We start from the raw sequence: 19,530 nt of genomic DNA on the forward strand, positions 1-19,530 counted from the left end.
GGTTAAGCGGCAGATCGTGTTTTAGCCGGTGCCTCGTTTGCTTTCACGGCCTTGGTGGAAGCAACTCGCTGCGATTGCTGGAGCGACTTGCGTAGTTTCCAGATCTGCCCAAAGGTTCGCTTGCACAGACGATACTTGCCCAGCAGAGTTCCGCCTCCTTTGGATTCTCCTTCGGTACGCAAGTCGAAGCGAACATCGACCAGCTCGATATCCATCTTCAGTTCGCTGGCCACATACAGAATATAGAGGTCAAGCGTGAAGTCGTACGGTGCTTCGTCCATGTGTTGCATCAGCGAGTGGTGGAACACCTTCGGTTGAGCATTCACATCGAAGTAGGAACCACCCAGGGCGGCTGAAGCAACCCAGCCCATTGCCGAAGTAAAGAACTGATCGAATATTGGCCGACCTTTTCGGTTGCCGCGGACCAACGAATTGCTTGGATCTGGCATCTGGATAAGGCAATTCAAAGCTCGGATGACATCCTCAGGAGGAGTCTGCAGGTCAGCATGCGTCCAGGCCAGGTACTCGCCATGACTCTTGCGAAGCCCGAACAGGATGCCATAGCCATAACCCTGATTGACATCAACGGTAACCGAGCGAGCAAACGTATTCTCAGGATGAGTCAAGAGTTTGCCCATGACGTCTGCGGTGTCATCCTTCGAGCCGTTATCAACCAGCACGAGCTCGATATCTTGGCGACTGCCGATCGCACATCGAAAAGCGGAAACCAGTCGGTCCAGGTTCTTTGATTCGTTGTAACACGGGACGACGATGGATAGGGTAGGTGTCAACGTAATCTTCCTTAGGGAAGGGCGGTGCTAGCTAGACGATAGGGCCGTTCAACCTCGCCAGATGGTATAGGCCAAAAGCCAAGAATGGGTCAAGGTCAGCGATGCTTTCAGTCTGACATGACCGCTTGCCACAAGTCCGGTCGCTTGGTGCAAATTGCATCAACCGGATAAGGAGCCAGTGACTTGGCAAAGTCGGCAATCGTTTCCACGCTTCTTCCTTGAAGTTCTGGTGAAACAATGCACAACTTGAAGTGAGACTTAAGTTGGTCGTACGTTTCGTCCGTCAGGGGCATTTTGGTAAAGCAGTCAATCCAGGCCCATTGGACATCGCCGGCCAATGCCATCGCCGACTCAATCGGCTCGAACTCGGAGAAACGAACCGCAATCTTACTCTCTCCTTGGCGACAGAGAGTGCGAATCATGGGGTATGAACTGTCGAGAAAGAAGTAATCGTCGACGGTACCTTGAATCATTTCCAGAACGCGATGTTCGATTCGCTCACTCTTGATGTTCAGGATCATCAGTCCGTGACGATACTCGGCTAGGTAATCCTCGAATCGTTCGCCTGACTGGAACGGATCGTGCTGGAGAATGAGGTCGTTGCCGTGATCTCGCAAATCAAGTTCGACCCCATATTCCAAGGGAACCACAGCTAGTTGTTCTCGCGTGTTGATGCGATGAGCGATATATAGCATGGAGTGTCTCGTTAGGCCGCTCTGCGGTCGGAACTTGGAATCACCGCGACTTCTGGGGAATCATCGGACGTCATAGAGAAATCCTCTTGCGTCGCGGGCTGCTCTCGAAATGCCAGGAACTTCATGCCCACGAAGTTAGCGACCGTGGTCGTCCCGGTTGCCAGGAAGAAACCGAGCAGTCGGAACTCGTCTCCCGCTAGTAAAAGAACCGCGCGGTTGATGCCTACGTTCAAACCAAGTGTGCAGGCATAGATAAGCACGTAAAAAACAGGTTCGCTTACCGATCTCTTGGTCGATTCAAACGTCCAGAGCTTGTTTCCCCAGAAGCCAAACAGCATCCCGCACACGTACGAGATTCCCTTGGCAATATCCGGGGAAAGGCCAGTCCAGGTAGTAATCAGCGCGTAGCAGATACCGTCGATCGCGACCGAGCTTCCGCCAATGACGAGAAAGCGGAGTATCTGACGCGAGACCTTAGGCGACGAGTTTTCGTTGTAATTGTTGGGCAAAGTATTTCTCCCATCGCTGGTAGTCCCGTAACTCTTCCGGAGTACCCCAGCCGATGTATTTTTCGACTTCAAAGGTGCCAAAGCGGCTCCCTCCAGCAATCATCCCATTCGGGACGACATCCAAATAAAACTCGTTGTTGATACGCTGGTCGGAAGTAACCAGGGAGTCGATTGCATCGAATAATTGATAGGCAGAGCGGAACCAGAAGAACCCGCTCACGACGTGATCGTTTAATAAGTGTTCAGAGATTGGCTTCTTGCACGAAACATGACATACCTGTTCGCTGGCTTGTTCGGTTGCCACCCAGCCGTAACTTGTAGGCTTTGGCAAGACTCGATTGTCACCGCGATAGGTCCAGATCAGGCCATCCCATTGCTGGGATTTTGTCTTCTGAATGAAGACGTCTTCATCGTACACATGGGTGTTGTCACAAGCGGCGACAAGTACATCCGTGTCATCCGAGAACGCTTCCGCTGCCAAGCGAACGGTACATGCCTGGCCTTCGGTTAGTCCAGGGACGACCACAATTTCGCAATCGGAGAAATGGCTTTGCAGTACCTGATCGATCTGATGCTCGGAGACATGATCTCGATGCACCAGGAAGATGATTCGTTCTGCCGAAGGAAGATCGCCAATGGCGCGAACCACCATGGGAATTCCATCCACCGGAATCAACGGCTTGGGCAACGAGTAGCCTGCGGATGAGAACCGCGATCCAGCACCTGCCATGGGAACGATAATATTCATGACTATTTCACGGAGTCCGAAAAGGATTGGAAGATCTGTTGCTCGACTTCAGGCATCAAATCAAGGTAAACGCCGTGTTCTTTTGTGCGGATAAATGTAATGGGAGCCAGGTGAGGGATTCTCAGGCGATACCACTGAGAGCGTGGAACGCCCATCGCATCGCCCACCAGGCAGCGTAAGACCACGTTATGTGTGCAAGTAACAGTATCGCTTGGGCTGTTGTCCCAGATGTCGGACATTGCCTCGAGACCGCGTTGCAATACATCCTCAGTGCATTCACCGCCAGGGAAACATGGGTCTTGGCCTTGTTGCCAGGCCTGAAACAACGCTGGATGGGAATTGCGCGCCGCCTGGACCGTCATTCCTTCGCAGGCACCATAGTTGATCTCTTGCAATCGATCGTCTGTCGCGAATTCGACGGTGGAACCTAGCAATCTCAGTGATTGTTGGCATCTCGTCTGCGGAGACGAAAAGTATCGTGGATTGCATAAGGACGACACTGCGTCGCTCAATTCACCAAGGGCTGTGTGTTCCATTGGCAGGATCTCGGGATTGCTTTGGCCGAGGAAACGCACCGATCCATCTTCGGCATAATTCTGTGATGTAGGTGCATGACGAAAGACGACATGTCGAGTGGCTCTCGAATGAAAGGTCGAACGGAATTGTTGCTCGAACGTTGCCGCAAATGACTCTAGACGCTCGTCTAAGTGGTCTATCGGACGATCAAATTGTTGCGCGTGTTTACAAGTCGAAAGTTCATCAAATAAGGCCCGGATCGAGGACTCTTCCGCTGGGAAATAGTGGAAGAACGCAGTTTGTAAAGCTTCGCTTGGCAGATCGTGATTCGATCGTGAAAATAGCTTGACGACGTTCTTCATCAGGAACCGAATGATGTGATACGCGAACTCATGTTGGTCGCGAACGGTCATTTGCTTTAGCTTCTTACGTTCTTCGTAGGAAACGTCATTGCAGATCAGTTCTCGATAAGAAACAACTCGCGATCGATAGTCGTTCAAGTAGTCCGTAATGCTTCGACGGGCACTTACGAAGTGACGTGGTTGCAGTGCAAATGCAGGGTAGATGTCGACCATGGAAGCCCGGTGATTTACTGGCGATAGCTGCCAGTCAAAGCACGTAAAAGGGCTTTCGATCACATGCTTTATGTGGGCTTCGCGAGAATACAGCATCAAATGTAGGACAGCCGTTTGCTGGTCGTTGAATTTCAGCGGGCCAAGTGTTGGGTTGATGCGAAGCTTCCAGCCATGCGACATTACAACCGGTTCGAGTTGCTGCTGGAAAGCGGTTTGTATGCTTTCGAAGCGTTCTCGGTGAAGTTGGTCGACAATGACGATGTAGTCGATGTCACTCACACCGGAAAGGTTGTCGCTGTTAAGGAAGCTACCTGTCAGCGTGGCCGAAAGCACCCAGGGAATTGAGTCGGCTACCGAATGTAGAGCATGGACGATGTCACGCTTCATCGGCGGCAGCGAACTAAGGTCGAAAGGAGTATCCTGATCCGAAAGATGTTGTTTGGCCGCTTGGTTCTCAGGCATGGAATTCACTGAAGGTCAAACGTGTGTAAAGTATGAGAATCGCCGTCGATAACGCGATAGTGCGTCAAGCTCGGACAGGTGATTTCGCCTGACGGTGGATTCGGAAGCAACGTTTCGGCGACGGCCGGCCAGTCCGTGGGGCTTATCGAGGCGATCGTAAAGTGAGGGTGCCAGCCAGAGCCCCAAAATGGAAAACCGGCTAACTCAACCGCCTCACGCTGATCTGCAGTGAAGTGTTGCCAGGCCTCAGCATAACGTTGCTTGGTGGCTTCTTGATCGTAGAGCTTTCGCAGTGCCGAACCGATTTGTTTCTGAATCGATCGCAACTGATTTTGTGATGGCTCATCAAAATTGACGACCAAAGTCCGATTCCCTGTCATGGGATCTGCGTCAAACACATGCCAACCTGTCGTCCTGATTGTGACGACAGGAATGGACTTCGCCAGATTTGCCACGTACTTGGGAAGATCGGTCTCTTTCGCGAAACGTGCCAGATAGGCCGTCATGTGGGGCAGTTCGTTCAGGAAGACCTGGTCGCCCACCAACTCACGTACCTTCTGCTTGTACGCATTGATCGTTCGGCTGAATTGTGGCGACGGATCAATCGAGATGAAGTCGGTGACGATCGAGGTCATCTCTTAGGCTGCCTTCTTTTGCCCATAGCGATTCTGGTAACGATCGTGGTATTTCGCCGCGGCTTCGAACGACAGGATCTTCACTTCTCCTAGCTGCTTGGCCAGAAAGACGGTCTTGGCGACGTCTTCGGTCATGACGGCTGCCTTGAGGGCATCCTTCGGAGTGGGGCCCCAGGCAAAAACGCCATGATTGGCCAAGAGAATCGCCGGTGCTTTGCCGCGATGTGTGAGAATGCAATCCCCGATCGAGTGGTCATCGCAGTCCGCGAATGGAGCACAGGGAATTTCCCCGCCAAATTCATCGGCAATCGCTGTCAGGCAGAGCGGGATGCTGGAATGAACCGCAGCAAACGAGCTTGCATAGTTGCTGTGCGTATGGATGATCCCGTTAACTTCGGGCATGTTGCGGTATAGTGCCAAATGATGCGGAAGGTCGACACTTGGACGAAGATCGCCGGAAACGACTTCGCCACTCTCCAGGTCGACTTCGACCAACATCTCGGGCTTCAGAGTGTCGTAGTCGATACCGGATGGCTTAATCACCAGGTGCCCCGACTCACGATCAAGTCCGCTAGCATTGCCGGAATGCATCGTCACGAGACCGGTCTGGGGAAGCATCTTGTTGGCGTAACAAACCGCTTCCCGAAGTTCTGTAAGATTCATTATGGCAATCCTTTGCGATGAATCGGGACGAGGCTCATAAGCCGATCCTTTATTCGCGTTAAGCTGCCGCTCGGATGGGGTACTGAACGCGTCGTCGGATCTCGTCGACTGCTAAAATCGGGTTCTCCGCTCGCAGAATGGCTGAAGCGGATACGACATATTTTGCTTCGATTTGAGAGATGGTCGCAGAGTTTACTCCGCCATCGAACATCAACTCAAAGTTGTACTTTGAACGCATGGAATTCAAAGCGGCCACCAGGTCAATGGCTTCTTGGCAAATCTTTTGCCCAGATTGTCCTGGTTTGGCAATTCCCAAAACCATAATGAAATCGACGTGATTTAAGAAGGGCAATAAATCGGAAGGGTCGTTTCCTACTCGCCAGACGATCCCTACTTTCTTGCCATGCTGCCGACATTGGAAGATCAGCTTGTTCAGGTCTTCGTCAATTTCCAGATGTAACAGCACCCAGTCCACCTCGTTCCATACGAGATCGAGCCATCGCGAAGGCTGCCGAGTCATCAAGTGGAGTGCTAGTTGGCGATGGGGCCAGTACTTGCGAGCCTCTTGAAGCTTAAAAACGTTCACCGGGCCCGGGTCATCTCCCATCGTCTCATCAACCAGATCGACGTGGATATGATCACAGCTATCACCGACCGAGTCAAAAATAGCCCCCACATCTTCATCGGAAGCCGCATAGACGGCGACCCCCAAATTACGCGCCTGATCAAAGGTGAAATAGCGATGCAGGGTGTAAGCAAATGAGAATAAGGCTCCGGCTGTGGCCAATCGGAGGACCCAGTACAGCGTGTCCGTCGAGACCTCGATAAACGAAATGACAGACATGTTGAGCGCAAACGACAGTACCGAAACAACCGAGTACTTGGTGAACGTACTCAGCAAGTACTTGGGGGCTACCTGAAAGTTGAGCTTAGCGTTGAGAACATAGCCAAATACAATGCCAAACACGAGCGCCGCGGAAGCCCGGCCAAGTCTCGGCCAGCTTTCCGGCATGATCGTATTCATCAATGCCAATTCCAGGCAGATTGATGCCATGCCGATGAGGACGAACCCAATCAGGTATCGAAAGCGATACCAGTGCGAAAGAATCGTCTGGCGACGAAGCCACGTCAGAACGTTGATTGGGGATTCCATAGCCTGTCTCGAATAATGGCAGCCTCAGTTGGTGGGCATCCAGCTCCTGAGAGTGGAACGTAATTACCAGATGCTGCTCGCAGGTGCAACACGAAACCAGGACAAACGAGAGTGGACTTACCGGTGTCCAGGGAACCCCGTTTTCGCTGTTTTTCTATTTTTCCAGGCCTGCCTGGGTTGTGGATTCATCTTGGTGGATTTGCGCTACCCAGGTATGCTGGCCCCCTCATGGACTACGAGGATAAATCAAGCCGATGGAGCGCCTGATGTCACTGCTATCACGGTATCACCGACGCAGAGTAGGGGAATGCGATGATTGATGAATCAATCGCCGCGTCAGATCGAGTACCCCCACGCCGCCTTGTGATCGTGTTTCTTACGACAGCCGTGGTAGGAACGCTGCTCGCCTATGCGGTTCTCTTTGTCGCAGCTTACAACAAGTACTGCGGCCAATGGGGCGGGATGCTTCTTCCCGGATACCATTTTGGTGTTCCAGAACGATTGATGGAGACAGGTTACCTTCCGAATCAAGAGATTGGCTGGGATGGCCAGTTCTATTACTTGCAGGCGAACTATCTCTTGCCCCACTCCGATGCCTACTCGCATATCGACGCGCCCCCATACCGCTACCAGCGAATTGGTTTGCCGATTGTTGCCCGGTTGTTCAGTGAGCTAACGGGCAGCGACTATGTTTCGCCTCATACGTTTCTCTTTGCTTCGCTGCCATTTGTTGGGATCGCGATGGGGGCACTCGCCGCATGGCTGGTAGCTCATCGATATTCGCCGCTGTGGTGTCTCGGCTGGGCAGCCAATGTGGGCATTCCCATTTGTCTTCTGCATGGGCAGCCAGATCCACTTGCCGACGCATTCTTTATTCTGGCGATGCTCGCGCTAATACGTGGAATGACGCTGACGTATGCCGTTGCGGCTTCGATGATGTGCCTGACGCGTGAGCCGTACTTCGCGATTACCGGAACCGTTGCCGCAGCTTCGCTTGCCGGATTGGTTCCCTGGAAAGGAGCCGCGGAGGATGGAGGATACGTCATTCTGTTGCTACGCCGACTAGGATTCGAAAGTCTGGCAAATAGGCTGATGATTCGGCCCGATGATAACATGGCTGATACGATTTTCGATGGAATGCCAAACGCTTGGAACTACTGGGCCTATCGAACATCTCTTTGGCAACTTGCCGTCGTGATGATTCCTTGTGTCCTGTTTATTGGCTGGCAGATTTATCTGCGTGCATTCTTTGGGCAATCTGGTTCAGAGTCGGCAGGAGGGGTGATTCTTGACTTCCCGTTCGTCGCTTTCTTACGGACCTCGATCACTTCGCCCAGCCTGGTAATGCGTCCACTTTATTTTGTAGTGATGCTTCTGGGTTTTTTTGTTCTTTGGAACATTCGCCGGATCTCATCTTTGTCCTTGATCCTGCTTCCCTACTTCATCGTACTTTCCATGATGTCCCAGACCGTTTGGATCGATCTGAGCGGCTTTGCGAAGGCCATGGGGACCATCCTGGCCTTCATTGTGCTCGCTTTACCTTGGATGACGAAGGGGGCTGCCAGGGTTCTGATGGTCGTCCTTGTTGCGTCGGTGCTTACCTATTCCCAGTGTCTGCGAGAAGTGTTGGGTGAGGTGCGGTTGATTCCTATTCCCGATTACCAGATTCTGCAGCCGTTCAGTGCGGATGATCAGCCGCCTGTCGAAGATCTTGCTTGTTCTATTCAATTGGATCAGAGCGAACTGAAGCGACGAATCGCAGCCAAGCGTGATGCCAATGAAATTGAGCTTGGGAGCCTGCGTCTTCCCCAAGCCTATGTGGAACTCCCTATAGTGGTAGTCAATGAAGGAAAGACAACCTGGCTGCGAACGCGAAAGAACGCTATCCACCTTGCTTACGGATGGATCGACCCATCGGGGGGAATCGAGTGGATGCCACCGATTGAGATTCCATACGACGTTGCCCCAGGAGAATCGTTCCAACGACGGGCCAATCTTCTTCTGCTACGTTCGCCTGGCGATTTCACGTTGAGATTGATGATGTGGCAAGGGAGTCACGCTTCATCCTCCCAAAACCAAGCAGATCAATTGGATATCCCTGTCACGATCCCGTGAAATGCGGCTCCGGAAGGCCTGCAATTCGACCAAAAAATGACCGATTCCCGTCGATTTTCATGGTTCATATCGAATCGTGCCGATATACTAAAAAGCGTAATTCCCACCTGATTCCATCTTGCGAACGTTCCCACCACGTCGACTATTTGCGTCACAACGACTTCCCTTGCCAATCTAACGCTGAAAGAGACCCACGCGATCTCTTTTTGTGGCAACAGCAAATAATCGAGGCAATGGACCTCATTGATATCCGGAAGGATCGATCATGCTTACCCGTAGAACCATGCTGCAAGCTGTCGCAACTGGTGCTGGTGCCGCACTAGGGCTTCCTCTGACGACTCAGCGGCTAATGGGATCGACGCCAGAGAACTCTACGCCGAAGCGTATCATTTTCTTCATGCAGAACCAGGGCTTTGACCCGGCGACCTGTATTCCCAAAGGAAAGCACAACAGCGGTTCGTTGGCTCAGATCGAATTGCCTGAGCCAATTAGCCCTCTTGAACCTTATAAGGATCGTCTGCACATCATCAACGGACTGCATGGTATGCACACTAGTCCATCGCATAGCGCGTTCTTTGGCGCGTTGGGTGGCTATCGTGGTGGGGATGGCGTTCCGCCGAGCGCGGCGACCATTGACTACGAACTGAGCAAGGTATTGCCGGAAACGCTTCTGCCGCATCTGTGCATCGGCATGGACTCGATCGAGAACATGACCTCGAAGCCGACATTGGCAACCCTATCAGCCAGCGGAGCGGGGCAACCAATTTTCATGCACTCAAACCCCAATCACCTTTATCAGATGCTGTATGGCAGAATCGCTTCTGGGGATATCCGTCGTCAGCATGAAGCCCGTTCAAATGTATTCGATCAAATCGAACACCTGGCCGCAGCCAAAGGAGATTCACTTCCTGAGGTCGATGGTCAGCGTTACCAGCAATTCGTTAATGGATTCCAGGATATCAACGGTCTTCGTGAGCGTCTTGATACCGTATCCGATCACTTGAAAAAGTTCGCACCGGAAGTCGACGAGCGATACACCAACCCAGAGTTCGAGACCGATTGGCACGACGTTCTGCTAGACCTTGGCATCTCGGCGCTAACCTCAGGCATTACGAATACTTTGACCATTGGATCAGGACGAGGTGAAATCTTCGGTGCTTGGAAGGGGCTGGGGATCGACCAACAAGGACATAACCTTGGTCACATGAAGCAGCCTGACAATCCAATTTGGATCAAGATCCGACAGTACAACTGCCGGATGTTGGTGAAGATCGTCGAGTCGCTCGAGAGCGTGCCGGAAGGGAGTGGCACGATGATGGACAACACGCTGATTGTTTACACCAGCAATAACGCGGATAGTCAGCACACCAGTGGTGCAAACTGGCCCGTCATGTTACTGGGTAACTTTGACGGAGCTTTCAAGACGGGACGCTTCACCCAGATCGACGGCAAGCGTCCAATCAACGCTCTCTATACCTCGCTTCTGCGGGCAGCAGGGGTAACGTGCGATCGCTACAATATGGATGAAAAGTTGGCCAAGAAGTTTGACGATGGTAACGGTCCACTCAAGGAACTGTTGGCATGAGCCGAGTTGTATACGCTTGTAGCGTTCTGCTCTGGTCCGTTTTGCTTACAGCGGTAAACGCGGAGACCTACACGCCTGGTCAACGAGTTAACAAGGATTATCGCAGTTTCGCGAAGCCTCTTTTAGCGAAGTACTGTGCGGACTGTCACGGAGAGAAAGAGCCCGACGCCAACGAAGGCAATTTTTCCTTGCATGACCTGGATGCTGTCGATGGAGTGAATGCTCAGGCCTGGAATACTGTCTGGGCACAGGTCACTTTGAAGCAGATGCCGCCTAAGGATATGCCTCAGTTAGAAGTCGTCGAGCGGCTCCAGCTTTCCGATTGGATCGTCCAGGAACTATCACGCGCACTGCAAGACAAAGGTGGATTCCAGGCACATCTTGACCCTGGCAAAGGGAACTTTGTCGATCACGATCTGCTCTTTGGTGTCTTGCCGGAAGATGTTCATCTTCGGCCAACTTCTTCGCCGGCCCGTATCTGGCGTGTTACGCCTCAAGAGCACATGACTCGGTTAAACGAGTTAATCAATAGCGAGCCAGCGTTTGATCCCGCCAAGCCAGGTATGCGGGCCCATGGCGATGCCGTGCCGACCAATCACGGTGGGGAGTTGAAGCTTTACTTCGGTGTCGATCGTATTATCAAGTGGCAGGGGGGAACGGTAGCCTATGCGACGGCGGTCAAGAGCGTTCCGGCCGTGCTATCCTCGTCGCGAGATCACGGGCTGAAGAATTACCCGCACTTTTCTACTGTCAACAGTGCCGAAGCGACGCAGATCGTCAATTTTGCTGAGGACATCATTCGCTACATGGCCTATGGTCCGCTGAGCATTGCCGAACCGTATCAAATCACTGACGATCCCAACTCGATTCGAGATAAGATGCAGGGAGATCTCCGCGGTCTACCAACGTCGATCGTCTATAACACCAAGACCGTGCGTCCTCTCACCCCGGTCTACGATTTGATGAAGAGCGAGGGCGCTGACGAAGAGACCATACGTGCAGCAGTAGACTACCTATTCGAAGCCCTCACGTTTCGTCCGCCGACACCTGAGGAGTCGGATGCCTACGTTGTGATTGTGCAGCAATCGATCGAAAAGCTAGGCAAGGAAGACGGTGCCGTGCTTGGACTCTCGGCGATCTTTCTCGATCGTGACGCACTTTTTCGGACGGAACTCGCCGCCAGCGGAGAGGCTGATCCGTATGGCCGGGTGATGCTCCAAGATTGGGAGTTGGGGCTGGCAGTTAATCATGCCCTGCGTTATATCTCGCCAGATGGTCCACTGCGTGAGGCAATTGTCGAAGGCCGTATGCGGACCAAGGCTGACGTGAAGCGCGAAGTCGAACGGATGCTGGCCGATGAGAGCATTCGCAAGCCCCGCATTTTGCAGTTCTTTCGTGACTACTTCGACTATGACCTTGGCGGCTACATCTGCAAAGACACCAAGGCACTGGCCGACACAGGAGTCGGTGCAGGGCAGGGTTACTATCAGTCGATGTTCGATGCGACGGCGAGTACGGATCGACTGGTCGAACGGATTCTCGAGGAAGACCGAGATGTCCTTAAACGACTATTGACGACGGACCAGGTTGTTGCCACTAAGGGGGACAATACTTTTTTTGGCAAGAGACTTACGAGAAAGGAAACGGCTCAGTCGATCGCTGAGGAAAGAAAGAGAGACGAAGCTGAACTTGAAGCCTGGAAGGTAGCCAATCCTGGAAAAGAGCCACCCAAGTCGCTTGCCAGCAAGGGCAGAAACGTTAATCACAAGGTTGCCGAGGCCAACCTGTCAGGCGACCCAATTTATGCCCGTGTGGGGCGGCGGAGCTTTGGTGCTGGATCGATGAAGCCTGAGCGAATTCTCGCAACCGTGCCAGAAGGGGAACGACTCGGAATTCTAACGCACCCAAGTTGGCTCGTTTCTCACTCAGACGCGATGGACAACCACGCGATTCGCCGTGGTCGATGGGTATACGAACGACTGCTAGGTGGCGGTATTCCTGATGTGCCGATAACGGTTGATGCGATGCTTCCCGATGAACCTCATCACACCTTGCGGGAGAGAATGAGGGTCACACGCGAATCTTACTGCTGGACTTGCCATCAAAAGATGGATCCGCTGGGATTGCCGTTTGAAATGTACAACCATGCCGGTCTGTACCGAGAGACCGAACTGGAAAAGCCGGTCGACACATCTGGCGAGATCATTGATTCGGGCGATCCCGAACTGGATGGAGAAGTCGCTGATGCGATCGAAATGATCAAGAAAATTGCAGAAAGCGAGCGGGCCGAGCAGGTCTTCGTGCGTCATGCATTCCGGTACTGGATGGGACGCAACGAGACCCTCAACGACCGGGCTGTTCTTCAGGATGCGTATCGTGCTTACAAGGAGAATGGGGGAAGCATGAAAGCCATGCTAACCTCGCTGCTGACATCCGACGCGTTTCTTTACCGAACCCGCGTTGATCTGGCAGCCAGCCCTAGCAACTAACCGCGGCCAGCGTCCACTTACCAGTCGATGATCAAGTTGCTTCGCGATGTCGACTAAGGCCTGCTTACGACAGGGCGTTCGTGTAGTCGGTTCTCTTGATAGGCTTCGATCAATCGTTCGAGCATTTCCATGCGGAAACCGATTCGTTGACCGCGTTCCGTATCGCGGGTTCTCCGTGGCGAATCAAAGACGCGAATATTCTGAACATGAGGGATGATATCCACCCCATCCCGAATGGCTGCTTCCACCGATTCAAAGTGGGAGTGTTGCGCCAGAACGATGCGGTCAGTTTCTAGTACCAGGGTGTAACCATAATCGCCATACGCTTCCGAGAACGCACCGTCGATGGTAATCGCTTTACCGCTTCGTTTCAGTGGAGATTCGCCGGCTTCGACTTTTACGGGAACATGGCCATTAACGATCAGGCCGCAATCAGGCTCCATGCCAAATTCCAAGAGGACCTTGTCGCAGAACTCTGTCTCGTGGATGAGCGTGAAATAGGTGTTTTTTGTCTCGTGGTGGGGCTTCTTGTCCGCGATGAAGTCACGTTCCAGGGTTGCGATACGGTCCTTGCCGAACAAGGGAGATCGTGGACCGCTCCAGAGGTACCACAGGAAATCGAGGTCGGCTTGTTCTGAATTGACAAAAGCACGTCGAACGACCGTTTCGATTTCTTCGAACATGGCCCGCCCGGCGACCGACTTTTGATCGATGGTCACCGGCAGAAAGTTGCCCTCCTCATCGACCGGCACGCAGCCATGAAAGATCAGGCAATCGTCACGCTTCAGGTACATCGATCCATGGCCAACCATATAACGCATCTGTTCGCGTAGTTTCTGGCTGTTAAGGAACGAGTGCTTCAAACGATGAAGGCAAGCCGACTCTTCTTCGCTGAGTTGATACGGGTTTTCTGGATCGACGGTCGGGAAATTGGTGTCGCGAAGGGCGTAGGTTTGGCCATCGATTTCAATGGTTCCCTCCTGGAAGTTGATGCGATGCATTAACCTTCGATGTTCCAGTTCCCAGTGTGGATTTCGCTCGATCATCTGCCCCTCGAGCTTGAACTGAATGATCGCCACAGCCTTTTGCATTCGCGCGACGACTTCATTGGGACGCATCCCTTGTCCCTTGGGCATGAAGAACTCGGCAGGGTCGTCGGCGTAAACGGTACGTGCCAAATTTTCCAGCGGTGTCAGGGGAACGCTGTAACCTTCATCGAGTTGGCCGATGCGGCGATACCTGAGTGAGACACGAAGCACCGTGCAGATCGCCGCTTCGTGTCCAAGGGAGGCTGCCAGCCACAGCATGTCGTGATTGCCCCAAATGAATTCGACATTGGGTTGCAATTGAAGATAGTCCATTACCCTGTCGCCGCGTGGCCCCCGGTCCCACAGGTCGCCAGCGATGATCAACTCGTCAACGGCCAGGTTGCGAATCAGTCGCCCTAGCAGATGGACCAAGTGCAGCGCTTTGCCTCGTCGGACAAGCTCATCAAGGATTGCCCCGATGAATTCCGGTCCCCGTTCCGTGGAAGGGGCATGCATCATCTCGAGTAGAAGTTCTCGGTATTCTGCTGGAAAGAGGTTCGTTGCCAGACGCAGACTGAAATTGGAAACCAGGTATCGCAACAGTTCAAGCTGAGACATCAACATTCGCAGCGAGTAAGTTCGAATCTCTTCTGGCTGTGTAAGTGTTTCCCCAACGCGTTTGGTCACTTCGGCTGGATAGAAGGTTAGCTTCAGGAACTCTTCCAGTTCAGGGCCTGTCATCGAGCCGGCAAACATGTCTTCGACCAAAGGGCGAAGCGTGCCTGAGGCATTGTTGATGACGTGCTGTAGCTTCTTGTCCTCGCCGTGGATATCGCTGATCACATGCACGACCCCCTTGGGTAAAGTCTGCACAGCGGCCAGACGAGCAGTCTCGGCAATGGCCGCGTCGGCATTGGGGAACTGCAATGCGAGCAATTCCAGGATAGAAAGATCTGCCTTGGGACGCTTAAACGAGTGAGATGTGGTTTGCACAGTAGAACTTGCGTCAAAACAATGAAAAACGCGACTACCGCACCGCTGAAAGGGTTGCGGCAGACCAGACACACCAAGTGATATTCAGCTGAAACAGAAGGCAGTGGCTAGTTTACGAATATTGCCACACCGATGCAAACGGTCGCAATTGCCCAGGGCGGTAGTTTACAATGGAAACAAACCACGCTCACCGAAACCGAGGCGAATCATGAATTTGATGAAGATTGCTATAGGTGCGATGCTACTGTTCGTCCCATCGAGTCTCTTGGCAGAAGAAACGAATCCGACCCCAAGCGGTGCCCATTCACTGGGTAGCTTCACGGCACAGGATCTCGCCGGTAAACGCGTGGTATTCTTAGGAGACAGCATCACGCAGGCAGGTGGATATGTAAGCTTCGTCGATTACTATCTTGAGAAACTGTACCCCCAACAAGACTTCGATATCTACGGTCTCGGGCTTGCAAGCGAAACTCTTTCCGGGCTAAGCGAAGACGGTCATGCAGGTGGTGCGTTTCCTCGCCCTTGTCTGTTTGAACGTCTCGGACGGTTGTTAGAGCGAGTCAAACCCGAGGTTGTGTTTGCCTGTTATGGTATCAACGATGGGATCTATAAGCCGCTTGATGCCGAGCGATTCTCTGCCTTTCAACAAGGGGTGAATAAGCTTATCGAACAATGTCAGGCCGCGGGAGTCGAGCAGATAGTGCTGGTGACTCCTCCCATCTACGATGAAACGACCAAGCCGGGAGAATTCAACTATGACTCGGTGATGACCAAGTATGCGGCGTGGCAAATGGCACTCGAAAAGCCTGCGGTTCATGTCATTGATTTGCATTCGGCCATGCGGAAAGCACGCGATGCTCGAACGGAGGTCTTTTCCAAAGATCGCGTTCATCCCGGAGCTGAGGGGCACTTGTTCATGGCGCAATCAATTTTGGCCGCCCTGGATGTTCCCGTTCCCCAGCAAACTCCCGAAGCAATTCAGGCAGATCCACTCTACAAGCAGGTCGATAAATTGCGGAAACATCGTTCGGCCAACTGGATGAAACACGTCGGCTATACTCGAGAAAAGACCGTATCGCCACAACCGCTGGGAGATACCGAGGATGTCGCTGCCCAGTTGAAAGAGAAAATCAATCAATTGCGACGGAAGTAATGACTTCATCGCACTTCCAAATTGGCTGACAAAGCTATTCCGGCAGGCTGGGTTGGCGAGTCGGTGCATTTTCAAATAGCCGCAAGGGTGCGATCAATTCTTCAGCATGGAGTAAGTTGGGGTGGGCTCCCCAAGACTTTGCGATGTTTGTCATGGTATCAATTGCCGCAAGTCGTGGATGAGATGATGCAACGGCAGTGGCTATTTGAATCATTGCGTTCATATAAGCCGCCGGTGAGAACTGCGACTGCGCGTAACGTTGTGCCTGTATTCCGAGTTCGAGACGAGCATCAGGCTGGGCGGCCAATTCTTCGATTGCCTTGGTCAACTCATCGACTTCCCGCTCGTGCGAAATCTTTAAAACGCACTTATCTGGAATATCGCTGTAGTGAGCATCGTCAATGACGATAACGGCCTTTTTCATCAGCATGGCTTCAATTAATGAAGCGGAAGACGCCTCGAGCGATGGCCAACGCAAGCAGGAGATGACATCGGCACTCTGAATCGCGTTACCGAATTCGGCATCGTTGACCTGCCCCTTAATAACAAGCCGAACGCCCAGTTTTTGGGCCAACGAGGAGACCTCTGTTCGCATGTCTGCTTCGATCGGGCCTACCAACCAATACTCTGCTTTCTGCCGTAAGCTCTGACTGGCTCCGATTGCTTGAATCACCTCGTGGACGCGTTTATTGCGGTTAATATGTCCGAGTGTCACGATTCGAAAAGTCGAATCGTGCGGTTCGTCGGTGCGAGGCACTTCCATCGCGTCGTAGGCGAGAGGAGTCTCCATCACGGGCCCGGGGCACGAACTCATTACGCGATCGATCCCCCAACTGCTATGGGTTAATATTCCGAGTGCCTGTGAACATAGCCATTCGGTCATAGGGGCCGTTTTGCGAAGCTGTTCCATGAAGCTGTCTGATTTGCGAGGCTTGAAAAAGTCTGCGGCAATTTCATCGCTGTACCAATGCGATACGACGTCTCGCATTTTCGCGGGTTCAAGTCGACAAGCTTCAATGGCCAGGTCGGTCAAGCAGAAGTCGTGCAAACATACGATGCCTGGAAAACTGGGCATCCATTTCAGGCAGCCTTCATGAAAATGATAGTTGTTACCCAGGTGGTAGAAGGTATAGTCGGACGTCTGCAGGGTTTGAGTCACGTTGCGAACGTCCTGCCACGTGATGACAGGCGAAGCGAAATTATGAGGGGACCTGGTCAGTAGCGATTCCGATTCGGACCGTATGACGGTCACTTCGTGTCCGGAGTCCACTAGTGTACGTACGACTAATCTGACAGACCTGCCAACTGCGGATTGTATCAGGCCAGGTGTGAAGATCGATAATTTCATGGAAGCAATGCCTGTATTGTTGTCTGCCAGCTAACTCCCAGAGAATCCCAATATTGCGAAGCATTACACCCGAGTTCTCGGGTGTAAGCGGAATCCTGAAAAGCCGATGCCATGGCTTCCGCGAGCGATTCAGCGTTAGGTTGGGTGACCCAACCGGTCTCGCCGTGTTTTGCCAGACCGAGGATGCCTCCACTATCGTCTGTCGTCAGGATCGCTTTTTTGGCTGTGGCAGCTTCCATCGCGACGTAGCCAAGTGAGTCCTCGTCGAAGGGCAAATAGGCCACGCACTTGGCATGACGCACATAGTTGGTGTACTCGCTGCGAGAAAGGAATCGCAAGTCTAGCTGAACGCGATCGCTGACCTGCAATTCCTCAGCCATCCGCCGTAGTCGCTGGGCATCTGCTTCAGAGTCTGGAGGACCAGCGATAATCAGGCGAACTCCCTTTTTCGTTTGTGCTAGTGCCTCGAGCAATAGATGCTGGCGTTTCAATCCATTGATGCGTCCGCCGGCAAAGATGTAACCACTATCAGAGCCTCCTTGAAAGCTTTCAGGGTCGTTTACTGGAGGGAGCAATACCTTGGACTCGACGTTGTTGAATTGCCGCAGACGCTGCTGAGTTACCTTTGAATTGACAAAGATTTGTTTCGATTCAGCAAACGCCTCCGCGTCTGCCTTTTTAATCACTTGCCGGATCTGATCGCCTTCGCTTCCGACAAGATTGGTCGTGCCAGCTTCGTACAGGTCATATGCCTGGCGATATTGATGTAGAACCCAGAGTGTCTTGTTGGGGTGACGAATCAAGTAAGCCGGAAACTTCAACGCAATAACGTGGTCCGTATTCGAAAGTTCTAAGGTCCTGGCCATGAGCATCTGCGAGAGTAGCCGGCTTGGCGGCTCCCAGCTGAAAGGGATTCGCAGTATCTCCGCTTCATGGCCGGCTAATTCCAGGTTCTTGCGCAGATGCACCGCAAGTTCCTCGGCACCACCCCATACAAACGGAGCCATATTGTTGACGATTAGAACTTTCATGCCAGCAATCTTTGCAGTACGCGTTCCCAAGTTATGCCTTGGGTAGCCACTTCATTTCGGGCATTTTCACCCATTTGACGTGTCTTCTCTCGGTCGAAATACATTTTGTCAATTGCCTCGGCAATCGCTTCTGGATCAGGCAACGCCATGTAGCCATTCCAGCCATCAGTAACAAACTCGCTTACGCCTCCTGCGTCTGTCGTGCTGATCAGAGGCTTGCTGGCGAGCGCAGCTTCAATTGTTGGATAGCCGTATGAATCTTCGTCGAGCGGAACATAGGCTGCAGCCAGGCAGTTACCAAGCAGTTGGACCTTTTCTTCTTCAGTGATCCAGCGGTTGTCGATGACAACGCGCCGATTCAGTCTCAACATACTGAGCAGGTCATCTAAATCTTGCGGGTATTTGCCATTGCTGCTGCCGCACAGACGCAGGCGGACCGGCGATTTTACATGGGCCATTGCTTCTACGAGAAGATGTTGACGCTTGTGATGTTCGAGACGGCAGATGCATACGATCTCGTCGTTGGAACCCCAGTTGCGATATCGCTCTGGACGAAAAACAGGCGGATATAGCACTTCCGAGTCAACACCATTGAATTCGCGCAAGCGTCCACTGACGATCGTGGAATTCGTGAAGATTGTCTTTGCCTCCTTGAGCCCCTCCAAGTCGGCCGCATGCAGTGCATCGCGGAAACCGCAAATGGCCATGTTTTTCTCGAGCCGGTTATATTCGGGGTGATCCCAAAGATCGTAGAAAACACGAATGTGATGGATGAACCAGAGGATCTTGTGAGGGTGCGGGATCAAATGAGCTTGAGGACGGAAACAGATGATCCGGTCAGCATTTTCCAGATGCACCCATCGAAACGCACACATTTGCTTGAAGAGTGAATTGGGATCATCGACTTGAGGCAAATTGACTACCTCAACGTGGTGCCCTGCTTCCTGGAGCATGGCTTCCAGCCAGTTGACGATATTTCGAGCCCCACCCGAAACGAATGGAACAAATGACGAGCACAGTGCAATTTTCATGAGCTGAGGA

At 52.5% G+C, this 19,530-nt stretch carries 16 protein-coding genes; 4 read left to right on the forward strand and 12 right to left on the reverse strand.

Translation table 11 applies throughout. The features are described 5' to 3' along the window. Positions 1-2: 2 nt before the first annotated feature. The 8 genes from C5Y96_RS02775 to C5Y96_RS02810 form a co-directional block, all read right to left on the reverse strand. The gene (locus C5Y96_RS02775) at positions 3-791 is read right to left on the reverse strand and encodes a glycosyltransferase family 2 protein (protein WP_158261061.1); all 789 of its coding nucleotides are present in this window, start codon (positions 789-791) and stop codon (positions 3-5) included. A 107-nt stretch (positions 792-898) separates the two neighbouring features. Next, the gene (locus C5Y96_RS02780) at positions 899-1,486 is read right to left on the reverse strand and encodes a hypothetical protein (protein ID WP_105350011.1); all 588 of its coding nucleotides are present in this window, start codon (positions 1,484-1,486) and stop codon (positions 899-901) included. An 11-nt stretch (positions 1,487-1,497) separates the two neighbouring features. Further along, the gene (locus C5Y96_RS02785; RefSeq protein WP_158261062.1) at positions 1,498-1,995 is read right to left on the reverse strand and encodes a GtrA family protein; all 498 of its coding nucleotides are present in this window, start codon (positions 1,993-1,995) and stop codon (positions 1,498-1,500) included. Continuing rightward, on the reverse strand, positions 1,961-2,743 hold the full coding sequence (locus C5Y96_RS02790; protein ID WP_105350013.1) for an NTP transferase domain-containing protein: 783 nt from the start codon (positions 2,741-2,743) through the stop codon (positions 1,961-1,963). Before C5Y96_RS02790 ends, C5Y96_RS02785 begins: the two co-directional genes overlap by 35 nt. A 2-nt stretch (positions 2,744-2,745) precedes the next feature. Beyond that, positions 2,746-4,296 (reverse strand): histidine phosphatase family protein, encoded by a 1,551-nt coding sequence (locus tag C5Y96_RS02795; protein WP_105350014.1) that lies wholly within the window; start codon positions 4,294-4,296, stop codon positions 2,746-2,748. A gap of 5 nt (positions 4,297-4,301) precedes the next feature. Beyond that, the gene (locus C5Y96_RS02800) at positions 4,302-4,931 is read right to left on the reverse strand and encodes a 2'-5' RNA ligase family protein (protein ID WP_105350015.1); all 630 of its coding nucleotides are present in this window, start codon (positions 4,929-4,931) and stop codon (positions 4,302-4,304) included. Positions 4,932-4,934: 3 nt separating this feature from the next. Next, positions 4,935-5,594 (reverse strand): L-ribulose-5-phosphate 4-epimerase, encoded by a 660-nt coding sequence (locus C5Y96_RS02805; protein WP_105350016.1) that lies wholly within the window; start codon positions 5,592-5,594, stop codon positions 4,935-4,937. A 58-nt stretch (positions 5,595-5,652) separates the two neighbouring features. Then, positions 5,653-6,747 carry a GtrA family protein gene (locus C5Y96_RS02810; protein WP_105350017.1) on the reverse strand — a complete coding sequence of 365 codons (1,095 nt, stop codon included), beginning with the start codon at positions 6,745-6,747 and terminating at the stop codon, positions 5,653-5,655. Positions 6,748-7,059: 312 nt separating this feature from the next. Here C5Y96_RS02810 and C5Y96_RS02815 point away from each other — a divergent pair, with 312 nt between their 5' ends. From C5Y96_RS02815 to C5Y96_RS02825, 3 genes are all read left to right on the forward strand, one after another. Continuing rightward, positions 7,060-8,862: a hypothetical protein gene (locus C5Y96_RS02815; protein ID WP_105350018.1), complete on the forward strand. Its 1,803-nt coding sequence runs from the start codon at positions 7,060-7,062 to the stop codon at positions 8,860-8,862. A 265-nt stretch (positions 8,863-9,127) separates the two neighbouring features. Further along, positions 9,128-10,447, forward strand: a complete 1,320-nt coding sequence (locus tag C5Y96_RS02820) for a DUF1552 domain-containing protein (protein WP_105350019.1) — start codon at positions 9,128-9,130, stop codon at positions 10,445-10,447. Beyond that, on the forward strand, positions 10,444-12,936 hold the full coding sequence (locus tag C5Y96_RS02825) for a DUF1588 domain-containing protein (protein ID WP_105350020.1): 2,493 nt from the start codon (positions 10,444-10,446) through the stop codon (positions 12,934-12,936). The genes C5Y96_RS02820 and C5Y96_RS02825 overlap by 4 nt, the downstream gene beginning before the upstream one ends. Before the next feature lie 53 nt (positions 12,937-12,989). Here C5Y96_RS02825 and C5Y96_RS02830 read toward each other — a convergent pair whose 3' ends face one another. Continuing rightward, entirely contained in the window at positions 12,990-14,957 is a 1,968-nt protein-coding gene (locus C5Y96_RS02830) for a fructose-bisphosphatase class III (RefSeq protein ID WP_105350021.1), read from the reverse strand. 208 nt (positions 14,958-15,165) lie between these two features. Here C5Y96_RS02830 and C5Y96_RS02835 point away from each other — a divergent pair, with 208 nt between their 5' ends. Next, positions 15,166-16,110 (forward strand): SGNH/GDSL hydrolase family protein, encoded by a 945-nt coding sequence (locus C5Y96_RS02835; protein WP_233198746.1) that lies wholly within the window; start codon positions 15,166-15,168, stop codon positions 16,108-16,110. A gap of 34 nt (positions 16,111-16,144) precedes the next feature. Here C5Y96_RS02835 and C5Y96_RS02840 read toward each other — a convergent pair whose 3' ends face one another. The 3 genes from C5Y96_RS02840 to C5Y96_RS02850 all read right to left on the reverse strand — a co-directional run bounded on the left by C5Y96_RS02840 (position 16,145) and on the right by C5Y96_RS02850 (position 19,520). Next, complete coding sequence (locus tag C5Y96_RS02840; protein WP_158261063.1) at positions 16,145-17,380, reverse strand: glycosyltransferase family 4 protein; 1,236 nt, start codon at positions 17,378-17,380, stop codon at positions 16,145-16,147. A gap of 74 nt (positions 17,381-17,454) precedes the next feature. Continuing rightward, positions 17,455-18,489: a glycosyltransferase family 4 protein gene (locus C5Y96_RS02845; protein ID WP_105350023.1), complete on the reverse strand. Its 1,035-nt coding sequence runs from the start codon at positions 18,487-18,489 to the stop codon at positions 17,455-17,457. Then, positions 18,486-19,520, reverse strand: a complete 1,035-nt coding sequence (locus tag C5Y96_RS02850) for a glycosyltransferase family 4 protein (protein WP_105350024.1) — start codon at positions 19,518-19,520, stop codon at positions 18,486-18,488. Before C5Y96_RS02850 ends, C5Y96_RS02845 begins: the two co-directional genes overlap by 4 nt. Between the last annotated feature and the right edge of the window lie 10 nt (positions 19,521-19,530).

The sequence above is a fragment of the Blastopirellula marina genome (genome assembly GCF_002967715.1).
GTDB lineage: Bacteria > Planctomycetota > Planctomycetia > Pirellulales > Pirellulaceae > Bremerella > Bremerella marina_B.

Bases quoted from the DNA above. Each gene is read 5' to 3' on its own strand.
- C5Y96_RS02780 (WP_105350011.1), bottom strand. From the start codon at position 1,486: ATGCTATATATCGCTCATCGCATCAACACGCGAGAACAACTAGCTGTG.
- C5Y96_RS02790 (WP_105350013.1), bottom strand. From the start codon at position 2,743: ATGAATATTATCGTTCCCATGGCAGGTGCTGGATCGCGGTTCTCATCC.
- C5Y96_RS02795 (WP_105350014.1), bottom strand. From the start codon at position 4,296: ATGCCTGAGAACCAAGCGGCCAAACAACATCTTTCGGATCAGGATACT.
- C5Y96_RS02800 (WP_105350015.1), bottom strand. From the start codon at position 4,931: ATGACCTCGATCGTCACCGACTTCATCTCGATTGATCCGTCGCCACAA.
- C5Y96_RS02805 (WP_105350016.1), bottom strand. From the start codon at position 5,594: ATGAATCTTACAGAACTTCGGGAAGCGGTTTGTTACGCCAACAAGATG.
- C5Y96_RS02810 (WP_105350017.1), bottom strand. From the start codon at position 6,747: ATGGAATCCCCAATCAACGTTCTGACGTGGCTTCGTCGCCAGACGATT.
- C5Y96_RS02815 (WP_105350018.1), top strand. From the start codon at position 7,060: ATGATTGATGAATCAATCGCCGCGTCAGATCGAGTACCCCCACGCCGC.
- C5Y96_RS02820 (WP_105350019.1), top strand. From the start codon at position 9,128: ATGCTTACCCGTAGAACCATGCTGCAAGCTGTCGCAACTGGTGCTGGT.
- C5Y96_RS02825 (WP_105350020.1), top strand. From the start codon at position 10,444: ATGAGCCGAGTTGTATACGCTTGTAGCGTTCTGCTCTGGTCCGTTTTG.
- C5Y96_RS02835 (WP_233198746.1), top strand. From the start codon at position 15,166: ATGAATTTGATGAAGATTGCTATAGGTGCGATGCTACTGTTCGTCCCA.
- C5Y96_RS02845 (WP_105350023.1), bottom strand. From the start codon at position 18,489: ATGAAAGTTCTAATCGTCAACAATATGGCTCCGTTTGTATGGGGTGGT.
- C5Y96_RS02850 (WP_105350024.1), bottom strand. From the start codon at position 19,520: ATGAAAATTGCACTGTGCTCGTCATTTGTTCCATTCGTTTCGGGTGGG.